Below are 13,503 nucleotides of genomic sequence, written 5' to 3'. Positions count from 1 at the left end.
CCCGGGTGCATTCTTCAGAGTTTCTTCTATTATATATACTCTTTTTCAATCACTTTATCTAGATACGAAAGTAACTCCTTACGCAACTCCGGACGCTTCAGCGCCATTTCAATTGTAGTTTGAATAAATCCAAGCTTCTCACCAACATCATAGCGAGTTCCTTCAAAATCATAAGCATACACAAACTGCTTCTCATTCAAAGTTTGAATCGCATCCGTCAATTGGATTTCGCCACCCGCACCCTTCTCTTGATTCTCTAAAATATCAAAGATCTCAGGTGTCAAAATGTAACGACCCATTATTGCTAAATTAGATGGTGCAGTTCCTGGAGCTGGTTTTTCTACAAATTGATTTACTTGGTAACGACGTCCATCTTGTACTGCAGGGTCAACAATCCCGTAACGATGTGTCTCATTTTCACCAACTGTTTGAACACCAATCACTGAGCGTCCTAATTTATCATACTCATTGATTAACTGTTTCAATCCCGGTGTTTCAGCATCCACAATGTCGTCACCTAAAAGAACAGCAAATGGCTCATCACCGATGAACTTACGTGCACACCATACTGCGTGCCCCAACCCCTTAGGTTCTTTTTGACGAATATAGTGAATTTCAACATTAGATGATTTCTTCACTTCATCTAACACATCCAACTTACCTTTACTCTCAAGCAACTGTTCTAATTCAAATGAGTTATCAAAATGATCTTCAATAGCTCGTTTTCCTTTACCAGTTACAATCAGAATATCTTCAATTCCAGAAGCAATCGCCTCTTCAACAATATATTGAATCGTTGGTTTATCAACAATTGGCAACATCTCTTTTGGCATTGCTTTTGTCGCAGGAAGGAACCGTGTTCCTAGACCTGCAGCTGGAATAATTGCTTTTCTTACTTTGCTCATTCCATAACTTCCTTCCCCAACACCAAAGATGGTGTTCTCTTCATGTCGCCCTAAGGCCGACACTTTCATATCTATTAAAAGTCCGAAGGACTGCTTCTGATATAGTCGATTGAAGGTTCGTATCTATTACGCCTTTAATAATGTCGAAGGTGCTTCTTCCTTCTTCCGCTCCATCAAACTCCCCACATTCTTCCGATTAGCAAGTCCCACAAGAACTGATTTAATCTGTCCTTCATCCATCGAGGGCAACTTCTCAAGCACATAAGCAAGCTCGCTCGCAATTATCGGCGTCGCACGCCCAATATGAATCTTAGGAAACACAAAGCCTTGTTGAATCTCAGCAGGATCTAAAAGCTCTTCAAACAGTTTCTCACCAGGACGCTTGCCAGAAAACGTAATGCCGATCTCATCGACCGAGTAGCCAGACAACTGAATGACATTCTTCGCAAGATCCACAATCTTCACAGGCTCACCCATATCAAGAACAAATACTTCGCCACCTTTGGCGAGGGTGCCTGCTTGAATGACTAATCGTGAAGCTTCAGGAATCGTCATGAAGTAGCGGGTCATCTCTGGGTCTGTAACCGTAACAGGTCCACCAGCTGCAATCTGCTTTTTAAATAGTGGTACAACAGAACCACGTGACCCAAGAACATTCCCAAATCGCACAGCCGCAAAATTCGTTTTGCTTGATTTTGCCAAGTTCTGAACAATCATCTCAGCAAAGCGCTTCGTCGCACCCATGACGTTCGGTGGGTTTACTGCTTTATCAGTAGAAACTAGAACAAAGTGACCGATACCAAACGTATCTGCCGCTTCCGCCACATTTTTCGTACCGTAGATGTTGTTCTTCACTGCTTCAAAAGGATTAGCTTCCATAAGCGGCACGTGCTTGTGTGCAGCGGCATGGTAAATCACGTCAGGACGATACTCTTCCATAATAGCGAAGATACGTTCCCTATCTTGAACATCTGCAATTATTGGAATGATTTTCGTTCCTTGAGGAACCTTTTCTCGTAGTTCCATGTCAATTAAGTAAATCGAATTTTCACCATGACCGAGTAACAACAGCTTTGACGGGTTAAAACGCAACACTTGGCGGCATATTTCAGAACCAATAGAGCCACCAGCACCCGTCACTAGGATAGTCTTGTCCGTCAATTTTTCAGAGATCGCATTTAAATCCAGCTGGACTTCTTCGCGTCCAAGCAAATCTTCAATGCGAACATCTTTGATATCACTCACAGATACTTTCCCTGTTAACAAGTCTTCAATAAGAGGCATCGCTTGCACTTTGACACCTGTATCTACTGCAAGTTGCTTAATTAATGTAGACGTCGTCTTATCTGCTGAAGGAATCGCAATAATGATCTGTTCAATCGTATTGTTCACTACATGTTCTTTGAGCATACTCGTATCATGTAACACTCGTAATCCTAAAATCTCAAGTCCTGCTTTATTTTTGTCATCATCCACAAACGCTATTGGATGTAGTGGAGAATCGTGATTTTTTAATAACTGACGCGCAACCATCATTCCTGCCGAACCGGCTCCTACAATCAGTGTCGACTTTTTCGTATCATACTTCGTTCGAACGAGCAAAGTATCCCTGACCACACGCCATGACAACCGGGATCCACCAATCAATAAGATATGTAACATCCACGTGATCATCAAAGCCCGAAGCATGACATTTCCTGTAAAAAATAACTGAGCTGCCGCAACTACTACAATTGATAATGTTACAGCTAGTGCTATAGACACCAATTCTCGAATAGACGCATATTCCCATACTTTTTTATATAACCCAAAATAGAAAGCAAAAGCATGATGGGCTAAAAAGATGGAAAGTGAGCTCACAAACAGGTAACTGGATGCAAAAGGGTTGTCGATCGGATATAAAAAGAAGTACCCGATATATATAGAAAATAAGACAATAACTGAATCGACGACGATTAATGTCGACATACGTTTACGCAACGACAAGTTCGCACGCTCCTTCCAATTTCAGTCTTAAGTATACGATTTTTCACAACAAATTTCGAGCTATATTTTGTAATTATATTGAAATACAATTGTAAAATTATCGTTAATTAGTGTATATATACCTATCAAAATTAAAAATAAATTCTTATTCGAGTTAATTCGACAAACTAGTAATTGTATTTTTTTGAAAAAATACTACTTTTATGACCTTTTACTTTATTCGAGTAAATTAAACATGTCGATTGATTCATTTACCACTCATACAGCATTTTTTCCACCAACATGGAATTATTACCAAAATGGGAAATGTCGAAAAAAAAGACCTGACAATCAAGTTGTCAGGTTCAAGCAAATACTTTCCACCATTTTTTCTCTTCTAGTAACATCGGCTCTAGAATAATGGCATCCTTCTTTTCTAGTATACGCGCATTGTTTTCTAAGAATAGATCAACGTAGTCGGTCAATTTCTGTTTATCTAATGTATCTAGTCCTTCATTAAACAAAAACGGACGTGACGATAAATTATGTACGTCGGATCCATAAAAATGTATTAAATTGCTTCGAATGAGGCTAAACGCAGCTCTTTGAGCACCTTTTCCAAAGTGACCTGCTACACTGCCTGACGTCACTTGAGCAAGTGCCCCATGAGAAATCAAGCGCTCTAATCGAGCTGGTTTTTCCGCAATAGCCTTATTTCGTTCCGGATGTGCGATGATCGGCATGATATTTTGATTTAATAATTGTTGAATCAGTGGGATCGCAAAGCTCGGCACACTTGAACTCGGAAGTTCAATAAGCGCATAACGTGAGTTCGCGAGAGTCAGAGCCTCTTGTTGTTCAAGTACTTCCGCTGTCTTATCTTGCACACGGAGTTCTTGTCCCGAGTGCAGAGTGATTGGGATGTCATGAGCATCAATGACTTCTTGCAACTCCAAAAGTTTCTTTTCTACAGCTGCTTTTCCTACATGGTAATGTGGATTGTAGGCGTGGGACGTTGCAATTATATCTGTTATGCCTTCGTCTACCGCTTTGCGTAGCATGCGCACAGCTTCATCTAACGTTTGCGGGCCATCGTCTACGCCAGCAAGTATATGGGAATGCATATCGACCATTTCAACTATCCCTCCTTATTCTTCATTACCGTAGTATTGATAGTAATATACATCATTTTCATACGTGTAGTTATTCATAACAACACCAAGAACATTGGCATTTGATTTTTCAAGAAGCTCTTTCGCTTTTTCAAGAGCATCTTTTTCTGTCTTAGCCGTATTAAGAACGAGCACAGTTCCGTCTGCTTTATTCGCTAAAATTTGCGCATCTGTCACAGCAAGTACTGGCGGTGCATCAAAGATTACGACATCGTACTGGTTCAAAATTTCTTTGATTACCGAATCCATCATACGAGACCCCAAGAGCTCTGAAGGGTTCGGAGGAATCGGACCACATGTCATAACACTCAAGTTTTCTTGATCTGTTACTTTTACGACATCGTCAAGTAACGCTTTACGAGTCAATAAGTTACTAAGTCCCATCGTGTTCGCAATATGGAACGTATAGTGCACGGTTGGCTTTCGCATATCTGCATCTACTAATAGTACACGTTTTCCTTCTTGTGCAAACACTACTGCTGTGTTGGCCGCTACTGTGGACTTCCCTTCACCAGGAGAGCCTGATGTGAAGACCAGTGAGCGAATTTCTGTGTCTGAGCTTGAAAACGATATATTTGTACGTAATGTTCGGAACTGTTCCGAGATGACAGAAGAAGGATTTGCATTTGTGACAAGCTTACGCGCCACAGATTGTAGGGCTTGTTTTGGTTTTTTCTTTGCCATTCGTTACACCTTCCTTCTTCGATTCGTTAATTGCATACGAGTTGACTGTAAGTCTTTATCGGAAATTGTGGCAATCATTCCGATAACCGGATAACCAGTCAAGTCTTCAACGTCTTGTGTTGATTTCACTGTTGTATCTAAGTATTCTAATAGGAACGCAATACCGACACCTAACATCAATCCAACCACAGCAGCAATCGCCATATTTAAAGTCGGGCTCGGTTTCACTGGCGATGGGTTTTCTCCTACATTTGCAGGAGCTAAGATGTTCACGTTGTCCACACTCATCAAATCAACGATTTCCTGCTGGAAGACTTCTGCTGTTGTGTTGGCGATTTCTTCAGCTCGGAAAGGATCTTCATCTTGTACAGTAAGTGTAATAACCTGAGAGTTCTGTTCGCTAGAAATCGTAAGTTTGCTGCTTAATTGACTTGTAGATTCCGGAAGATTCAGTTCTTCCTTCACTAGCCCTAAAATAGCAGCACTTTTCATGATGACATTGTATGTATTAATAATTTGCACATTGGTTTGAATATCTTGAGCAGTAATAGCAGTTTGCTCTGACTTTTCTTGATTTACTAAAATCTGAGTAGACGCCTGGTAAATTGGAGTCAGTAGTAAAAAGCTAATAATTGCGGCTATAGTAATGGCCGCAACCGTGGATAGGACAATCAACCAGATATGCTTTTTCAGTGTTGCAAATAAGTCTTGCAAACTAATAGTTTCTTCCATAGAATACGGTTCTCCTTTTATTTACGAATATACACGTTGGCAATTATAGCATAATTATTTGAATACTCATATGCAATTTTGAAAAATTATGTCATAATCAATGTAGAATTATCCCTATTTTTTTTACATAGGAAAGGAGTCACTATGAGGAATAAAGGACTATTTTTAATCATATTTACACTAGTTTGTGGCATTCTTATTATTTTTAGCTATTTAGCTTGGAAAGAAGAACTAGATTCTGTCGCTCGGCCTGTAGAACGTGTCGAAGCTTCTGCAGAAGAGAGTGAAGAAGTCACAGAACCTACAGAGGAACAAGCGGAGGAAACTTCTAGTTTAGATGAAAGTTTCACTGCCTCTCTTGCGAATATGGATGATGAAGTACGTGCTGTATTTGAAGCTCGTAAAACTTCCGGAGAGAAGATTCAACTTCTGATCCTTGCTTCTGATTTAGTCGATATGGGAACTCCTAGTGTGAGTCAACTTGTCGAAGAGAAATTGAAAGCTACATATGGAGAAGACATTGAGATTTCCAAACAAACATTTAATGAAAATTCAATCACAATCACGGAACAAGAGTTGATTGATTATGACGGAGAGTACGATATAGTGTTGTTCGAACCCTTCACACTTAAAAATAATGGTGAAGTGGATGTTGAAACCGAACACGCCCACATCACGTCTATTGTAGAGACGTTTCGCTCGGAAGTTGAAGATGTGGCAATTGTCTTTACCCCATCTAATCCAATCTATAATGCATCTTATTATCCAGTTCAAGTAGAAGCGCTTTTGACTTTCTTGAACGAGCAAGATTATCCTGTCATTGAACACTGGCAAAACTGGCCAGACCCAAAAGACGAAATGATCAAAGAGTATTTAGATGAGAACAGCCGCCCGAATACCCAGGGAGCTGCTGCATGGGCAAAAGCAATCACTTCATACTTCACAGGAACCAACGAATAGAAAGCAGGTACAGGCATGTCAGAAAAGATTCGCGTTAAGAAGCGCCGCAAGAAAAAGTCAAAAGTATGGAAGTGGATTCTCGGTATCATCGCATTTATAGTACTGCTTGGTGGTATGTATACGGTATACGTCTACAAGCAAGTAACGGATACAGCTAAAGAAATTCACGAACCACTCGTAGATCGTCCAGCATCAGAAAAGCGAGATGAAGGACATGTAGATGTAGAGAAAGCTCAACCCTTCTCCGTCCTTGTATTAGGAGTCGATGAGCGTGAAGGTGACGCTGGGCGTTCGGATACAATGATTGTCATGACAGTCAACCCGAATACGAACTCATCCAAAATGGTTAGTATTCCTCGTGATACGTATACGGAGATCGTCGGTAGAGGAATACAAGATAAAATTAACCACTCCTACGCATTCGGCGGTGTGAGAATGGCTATGGATACGACAGAGAATCTGTTAGATATCCCAATTGATTATGTGGTACAGGTTAATATGGAAAGCTTCAAAGACATTGTGGACGCAGTTGGTGGAATCACTGTAAACAATACATTTAGTTTTTCTGAAGCAGGTTTCAATTACCCTGAAGGCAAAATTGCATTAAACGGTGAAGAAGCACTTGCCTACGTCCGTATGCGGAAACAAGATCCGAATGGTGACTTCGGTCGTCAGGATCGTCAGAAACAGGTCATCCAAGGCGTCATTCGTGAAGGGATGTCTGTTAACTCAGTATTGAAGTTAAATTCAATTCTCGATGCAGTTGGCGACAATGTGCGTACTAATATGGCATATAGCGAGATGGTAGATGTGCAAGCGAACTACCGTTCAGCAGCTGGAAAAATCGATCAGCTGTATTTTGAGAAAGGCTCTGGGGATACTATCAATGGTATTTGGTATTACATCATGAACGATGCGGAGCTTGCGTCTGTGCAAAATGAGTTAAAGCAACATTTAGAGCTTGAATAGGCTAAATTAATAAAAGCAGTTTCTCTTAAGTACTGATGAGAAACTGCTTTTTTCTGTGCTCTTTTTTCGTATTGGTGAAGTGCTCTATAGGAGCAAGTTTTAGAAATGCTAAGCCGAGTGCACTTTAATCGTGCCTGACTTGGAGCTGTTTCCAAAAGGGCCGTGCCGAATCTTCCCAATCGCTTCACGGGTGAAGCGACACGGGTGATATCCGGCATCGACCTGCTCCTTCAGGAAACAGCCCCAAGATCTACGGCACGCTATTTGCAACATTCTTTGCAGCTACTACTATGGGAGAGTGTGAAAGAAAGATACGCGTTCCGTGGCTTCAGAGTGGTTTGAAGAACCCGCAGCGTAGGCCAAAGCGCAAGCTTTGGTATGCCGCGAGGATTCTGATGGCCGCTCCCACAGATAAGCGTTTCTTTTCCGAGTGCTCTCAACATACTTTTGAAATAAACTTAATGAGAAAAAAGGCAGCTCCTCAAGTGAGAAGCTGCCTCTTCTATTGTGCCTAAGGGCGGAGGTGAAATTGTTTAGAATTCACCAAGTGTAGTTAAAAGCATGTACAACATAGTTGCTGATTCACCGCGTGTTGCATTCGAACGTGGGTCGAATGAGTTGTCGGGACGGCCGCTGATGATTCCTGCTTCATAAGCAGTTTTCACATCTTCTTTAGCCCACTCTGCGATTTTTGAATCATCTGCAAACTTGTGACGACCTTCGTACTCATCAGAGAATCCAGGGTACATGTACTCTGCTGCACGCACAATCATAGACGCCATTTCTTGACGTGTGATCTGAGCAGTTGGAGCAAACGTGTCTGGTGTACGTCCGCTGACGATTCCTGCTTCGTACGCCGCTTCAATGTGTTGGTAGCTCCAAGCTTGAGCCTCTGTAACGTCTTTGAAGACACCAGAGTACTCGTTTAACGGCAAGTTCATCGCACGAGAGATCAGTACTGCGAACTCTGCACGAGTGACTTGATCATTTGGAGCAAATTTCGTCTCAGATTTACCGAAGATGATAGAACGTGATGCAAGAACTTCTACATAGTCACGGCTCCAGTGCTTCTCGATATCTGGGAATGTTACATCTTTCTCATAGGCAGTGTACGTACCTGTTTTCTTAGCTAAGAACACGATTGTGCTGTCGAATACAAATCCGCCTGAATAGGTCTGAGCCAAGTTTTCAGCTACATGGTACGCTGCTGCTTTACGCTCATCAGTAACGTCTGTATCCAGTTGAAGTGCGACAACGACCATACCAGCAAGGTCCGTAACTGGAGTTACTTCGTCGCCTTTTTTCACTGATACTTCAAGAGTATAGTCACCAGTTAATTTTGTTGCTACTGCGTCTGTTTGATCGATGAAACCGTTCTTCGTCAAGTCGATTACATAACGGTCTGCATCTGTTGCTAACCAAGCTTCAAGTGTCTCATATGAGTAGAAGTAGCTCGCTTCTGGTCCATACATCAACTCTAATGAGTACCAGTTTTCAACTAGAAGCTCAACCGCTTCACGAGTCAACTCAACTGTTTCTGTCTCACCATCCGCTAGTTCAGAAAGATCAAATGTTGCATAGCCTTCTTCGCTATCGATGAACGGTTGCACGTCTTCAGCATCGATGACTGTTTTACCGAACTCTTCCGTTACATCAACTGTAACCGTTTCAGTAGTTGCATTACCTACTACGTCCACAACTTTTACTTCGAATTCATTGATGCCGTCTTCTACTGGAAGCTCGACTTCAACTGTCTCAGAATAGTCTTTCAACTCATATGGCTCACTTAGTTCGTTGAAGAAGACTTCATCACCGTTCACGTAAACGCGAACTTCGTCGAAGTTGTCTCCCACTACTAGGTCAGCAGTAACTGAAGTAGCATCAAGTGGCGCTTCTTCTGGAACGTCTGATACATCAAGAGTCGGAGCTGTTGTATCTACACCCACTTGACGCTGGATATCAAATACGTTGCCGTGCTCGTCTGTTGCTGCAACTTTCACTTTGTGCACGCCATCAGCAAGAGTCAATGTGTGCGCATAGTTTGTGCCGTCGAACTCGTCAGCTTGCTCACCGCCAACTGTTACTGTGACAACACCAGAATCATCCGTTACTTGACCTGTGAACTCGACTTCAGAAGAATCGAAGAACGCTAGGTAGTCTGGAGTTTCCCAAATGATGTTCGGTACGTTAGTTTCGTATTCTGTAGACGCTACACGCTTCGTTACTTCAGTTGCGTTTCCAGCTACGTCATACGCTACGAATGTGACATCGTCTCCAGGTGTAACTTCAGAGTAATCAAATGCACTAACGGCACCTGTCTCATCCGCAATCAAAGTATCCACTAATTCGTCTTCTACGTATACATCGATGACATCTACCCCAGAAAGGTTGTCAGCTGTTTCAAATGACATCACTTCTTCTGTCGTATCTACATCTACTGCTAAAGTAGGAGCCGTCAAATCTAACTTGATTGGGTAAGTCATAGATTGCCATTCAGCACCTTCAAAGTCGATGACCGCTTTAATTTCAATCTGGTACTCGCCTTCAACTGGCGTTTTGCCATTGATTTTGCCGTCCCACGCATATAATGGATTGAACGTGTAATAGCTAGATGTTGGATCATAGTGCTTACGTAAGTTTTTGCTTGTTCCGATTGTACGAAGCTTCTTGCCATCTTTGTCTAAGATATTGACTTCAAAGTTCTTTACGTTACGTTTTAACGAGAAGATTGGAAGTGCCGTATCAAAGACTCCGTCCCCATTTGGTGAGAAGGCAACTGTCGTATAATCGTATGACTTATCTTCGAATGTTTTACCTGGTAAAGAGTATCCTTCTTTTGTTGCAATCATCCCATGAATGCCGTACTTCGATGTTTCTTCCCAGAAGTTATCGTCGAAGATCGGTGCATCATCCCATGATCCGTTAAAGCCGAAGAATGGTACGGTTAGCGTCGGGAGGTTTTCCGTTTCGCCTTCCTCAGGTGTAGAGTCTGTAAGTTGAACAAATCCATCCACGAAGAAACCGTTTGTGAAGACATCCATTAATTCTTGAGCGCCAGTTAAGCTCACATTTACTGTGAATTCTTGTGTGCTGTTAGGGGCAACAGTTACAGTTCCAGGAGCATCTGAAGTGTAATCTGTTCCTTCTTCAAGTACTACAGATCCAATTTCGTTTGGCGCTGTAACCACACGGTCACCAAGAGCAGCGGCATAATCTGTTTGAAGCTGTAGGCTCAAATCATATACTTTTTCCGTATCTGAGAAGTTCTCCGCAGTCAATGTGAACTGGAACTGACCGTCTGCGATTTCTTTCAGAGCGACTTTCCCTTCACCTGTGTTCTTTTCATAGACGATTACGTCTGTTTCAAGAGCGTCTGCAAGTTGCATGATACCCGCACCTTGACGACGTGGTGAAACGAATTCAGTGATGCCATCATACTCAGCAAATACAACTGGTTTCGATGTATTCATAAGTAGGTTTTTCGCACGCTGTGCACGGTCATAACCAGATAGGTCGAAATCGTTGTCAACGCGTTCGAAGATAAGTGCTGATCCACCCGCTACGTGTGGCGCTGCCATAGACGTACCGCTCATCAGACCATACTGGTCATCGTTCATTGTCGAGTAAATATTTCCACCAGGAGCTGTGATCTCTGGTTTGAAGTCTAAGTTTGGAGTTGGTCCCCAAGATGTAAACGAAGACATCAGGCCTGCTTCAGGGTTAGGAGTAGAGATAACTTCTCCATCAAATCGAACTGTCACTGCTTTCCCATCGTCGATAAGTGCCTTCATTGCAAGACCATCAGCTTGTAATGATGACATGTAAGGGATTTGGATTGCAGGGTCCGAAACCATGTTGATAGTTCCTTCTGTATTGTTGTGGACGATGATACCTGCCGCACCCGCTGCTTGAGCGTTTAGCCCTTTTTCGACAAACGCAATAGCTCCGCGAGAAACTAATACAAATTTCCCTTCTACATCTAAACCTTCATAATCTGCAGCTGTTCCTAATCCTGCATATACAACGTCATAGTCGACACCTTGTGCCGGCTCTACGTCATTTGCAAGTAAGAACATCGCTTCGCCAGCATCCACACCGTCAGCTGCATAGTTGAAACCAACTGCTGCGATATCTGTGTTTTCAAATGACGCGACTCCAAGTGAGCCTTCAGAAACCGATGGAGAACCAGTCAGCCCGTAGTCTTGATCCGTTGCATCGTTGTAATCAAAGCCAGAACCGTACATATCTGAGTTCCCAGCAGAGATAGAAACAATAAGTCCATTCTCTTTCGCGCGAGCGACTGCTTGCTGCTCAGGAGAAGCGTTGTCCACGAATCCAGCTGTAGCACCAAGAGACATGTTAATAACGTCTGCTCCAAGTTTGATGGAATCATCAATTGCTTTTACGTAGACGTCCCCGAATGTAGAACCGAAGTTCTGGTCGTTTCCGAATACTTTCATTGCTAGGATCTGAGCTTCTGGCGCTACCCCTTGGATTCCACCGTTCGTCTCGTCCCCGTTTGCTCCTACAGTACCAGATACGTGTTGCCCGTGCATCGATGCGCCAGGAGCGATATCTTTTACTTCTTGGTTGTCATCCATGTAGTTGTAACCGAATGGAATCTTCGCTGAGAAGTATTTCCCTCCTGATACATCTCCAGCTTCCACATGTGCCGATACTTCATCAGATGTGATTTCACCTGTAGAGTCATCTGTCAATTGGAAGTCTTTATGGTTTGGATCAATCCCGCTGTCGATAACAGCTACGACTGCGCCTTCACCACGGTATGAATATTTGTCCCAAGCAAGTTGCGCTTGAACCAATTCTTTAGAAGTAATCATTTCTGGCTCTACTTCAGGGCGTTTGTATTCTTGTGACTCGTATACTGCTTTAACTCCTTGTAGTTTCGCGATTTTCTTAACGTCGCCAGCTTTGACTTCAAGAGAGAACCCGTTGAATACAGTCGTGAATGATTGTTTCACGTCAAAGTCGCCAATTGCTAACTTCATAGCTGCCTGAACAGAAGCTTGTTGTTTTTCAACAGCTGCCTCAGCAGAAGCTTTAGAAGATGTGGAAAGATCTTTATAGCTGAGCCCCTGAGCTGTTGCTTCAGAGATCGCTGGTGCCTTGTCTAATTCGACAATCACGCGGACGATTTCTTTAACGTCAGCAGGTTGCTCGAATTTTGCAGGAATTTTAGGTAGTGCTTTTTGCGGAGTTGCCAATGGCGCGACGGATTTGCTGTTAGGTAGTTTGCTGTCGACAGTTTCAGCTTGTGCAACTGGCAGACCAGTCAATGCTGTCGAGGCTGCTAATGTTGAGGCCATGGTCATTAGCAAGGCTTTTTTCTTTTTACTCACTCATGTTCCCCCTAGTCAATTTTTTGTTCCGCTATTCTAGGTTTCAAAATAGTCCAACAATTCATAATTTACCATAATGACGCTAGATTGCAATATAAAGTTAATTAAATTAAACAAAATAGGCCTGTGTTTTCTGAATTTTAAGTCTAATGGCACAGCTTATTTAAATATGTAGCAGGTGGATGTAAATGGTTTGAGAAAATTCCGTAAGGAAATTGTAAGATTTTAAATAGTGAAGGTATGAGAGGTTTTAGATTTTAGAACACCGAAGGTGTGCAATGCACACAATCTAGTGAAAGAAAGTAAGCTAGGCTTAAATCGTGCTTGACTTGGCGCCCCGCAATGTTAAATGGCATACTGAGAGCGCTTGGAAAAGACACGCTTATTTGTGGGAGCGGCCATAAGAATCCTCGCGGCATACCAAAGCTGATCTAGTTTCACCGGCTAGAAACCCACTCGAAAATCGGCCACACCCAATGAGGCAAAGAACGCCTCATCGGGTCCGTCCAATTCCTGAGAAGTTTCTGACCAAGCCGGTTCCACTTTTCCTAGCGCTTTGGCCTCCGCTGCGGGTTCTTCAAACCACTCTGATACCACGGAACGCGTATCTTTTCCTTCACCCTCTCCTATTCTAAATAATTCAACTTTGATTATAAGAGAAAGAAGAATAGATTTTCCCCGAAAAATCATTTCCCTCCTAGTTCTTTATCTACTTAAAATTACCGATTCCACTTTCCATATAAGCGAAGAAGCGTG

General features: G+C 42.5%; 9 protein-coding genes. 2 read left to right on the top strand and 7 right to left on the bottom strand.

Going from position 1 to position 13,503, the window contains the following annotated elements:
* Nucleotides 1–29 precede the first annotated feature (29 nt).
* From galU to CQS04_RS07045, 5 genes are all read right to left on the bottom strand, one after another.
* Nucleotides 30–905, bottom strand: coding sequence for a UTP--glucose-1-phosphate uridylyltransferase GalU (gene galU, locus CQS04_RS07065; RefSeq protein WP_100353455.1), 876 nt, complete (start codon nucleotides 903–905; stop codon nucleotides 30–32).
* A 126-nt stretch (nucleotides 906–1,031) separates the two neighbouring features.
* On the bottom strand, nucleotides 1,032–2,891 hold the full coding sequence (locus tag CQS04_RS07060) for a nucleoside-diphosphate sugar epimerase/dehydratase (protein ID WP_100353454.1): 1,860 nt from the start codon (nucleotides 2,889–2,891) through the stop codon (nucleotides 1,032–1,034).
* Nucleotides 2,892–3,235: 344 nt separating this feature from the next.
* Nucleotides 3,236–4,003, bottom strand: a complete 768-nt coding sequence (locus CQS04_RS07055) for a tyrosine-protein phosphatase (RefSeq protein ID WP_100353453.1) — start codon at nucleotides 4,001–4,003, stop codon at nucleotides 3,236–3,238.
* Nucleotides 4,004–4,018: 15 nt separating this feature from the next.
* On the bottom strand, nucleotides 4,019–4,726 hold the full coding sequence (locus tag CQS04_RS07050; RefSeq protein ID WP_100353452.1) for a CpsD/CapB family tyrosine-protein kinase: 708 nt from the start codon (nucleotides 4,724–4,726) through the stop codon (nucleotides 4,019–4,021).
* Between the two features lie 3 nt (nucleotides 4,727–4,729).
* Complete coding sequence (locus tag CQS04_RS07045; RefSeq protein ID WP_100353451.1) at nucleotides 4,730–5,458, bottom strand: YveK family protein; 729 nt, start codon at nucleotides 5,456–5,458, stop codon at nucleotides 4,730–4,732.
* Nucleotides 5,459–5,602: 144 nt separating this feature from the next.
* Between CQS04_RS07045 and CQS04_RS07040 the strand changes: the two genes are divergently transcribed.
* Together CQS04_RS07040 and CQS04_RS07035 are read left to right on the top strand one after the other, a co-directional pair.
* The gene (locus tag CQS04_RS07040) at nucleotides 5,603–6,418 is read left to right on the top strand and encodes a hypothetical protein (RefSeq protein ID WP_100353450.1); all 816 of its coding nucleotides are present in this window, start codon (nucleotides 5,603–5,605) and stop codon (nucleotides 6,416–6,418) included.
* 15 nt (nucleotides 6,419–6,433) lie between these two features.
* Complete coding sequence (locus CQS04_RS07035) at nucleotides 6,434–7,387, top strand: LCP family glycopolymer transferase (protein WP_100353449.1); 954 nt, start codon at nucleotides 6,434–6,436, stop codon at nucleotides 7,385–7,387.
* Nucleotides 7,388–7,920: 533 nt separating this feature from the next.
* Here the strand turns inward: CQS04_RS07035 and CQS04_RS07030 are convergent.
* On the bottom strand, nucleotides 7,921–12,747 hold the full coding sequence (locus tag CQS04_RS07030; protein ID WP_100353448.1) for a S8 family serine peptidase: 4,827 nt from the start codon (nucleotides 12,745–12,747) through the stop codon (nucleotides 7,921–7,923).
* Nucleotides 12,748–13,191: 444 nt separating this feature from the next.
* The gene (locus CQS04_RS07025; protein ID WP_100353447.1) at nucleotides 13,192–13,437 is read right to left on the bottom strand and encodes a hypothetical protein; all 246 of its coding nucleotides are present in this window, start codon (nucleotides 13,435–13,437) and stop codon (nucleotides 13,192–13,194) included.
* Between the last annotated feature and the right edge of the window lie 66 nt (nucleotides 13,438–13,503).

Source organism: Chryseomicrobium excrementi, from assembly GCF_002798305.1.
GTDB classification, from domain to species: Bacteria; Bacillota; Bacilli; order Bacillales_A; family Planococcaceae; genus Chryseomicrobium; species Chryseomicrobium excrementi.
Note: the sequence above shows the minus strand (reverse complement) of the source record. Positions and strands in the feature narration are given on the sequence as shown.

Bases quoted from the DNA above. Each gene is read 5' to 3' on its own strand.
- galU (WP_100353455.1), bottom strand. From the start codon at position 905: ATGAGCAAAGTAAGAAAAGCAATTATTCCAGCTGCAGGTCTAGGAACA.
- CQS04_RS07055 (WP_100353453.1), bottom strand. From the start codon at position 4,003: ATGGTCGATATGCATTCCCATATACTTGCTGGCGTAGACGATGGCCCG.
- CQS04_RS07050 (WP_100353452.1), bottom strand. From the start codon at position 4,726: ATGGCAAAGAAAAAACCAAAACAAGCCCTACAATCTGTGGCGCGTAAG.
- CQS04_RS07045 (WP_100353451.1), bottom strand. From the start codon at position 5,458: ATGGAAGAAACTATTAGTTTGCAAGACTTATTTGCAACACTGAAAAAG.
- CQS04_RS07040 (WP_100353450.1), top strand. From the start codon at position 5,603: ATGAGGAATAAAGGACTATTTTTAATCATATTTACACTAGTTTGTGGC.
- CQS04_RS07035 (WP_100353449.1), top strand. From the start codon at position 6,434: ATGTCAGAAAAGATTCGCGTTAAGAAGCGCCGCAAGAAAAAGTCAAAA.
- CQS04_RS07025 (WP_100353447.1), bottom strand. From the start codon at position 13,437: ATGATTTTTCGGGGAAAATCTATTCTTCTTTCTCTTATAATCAAAGTT.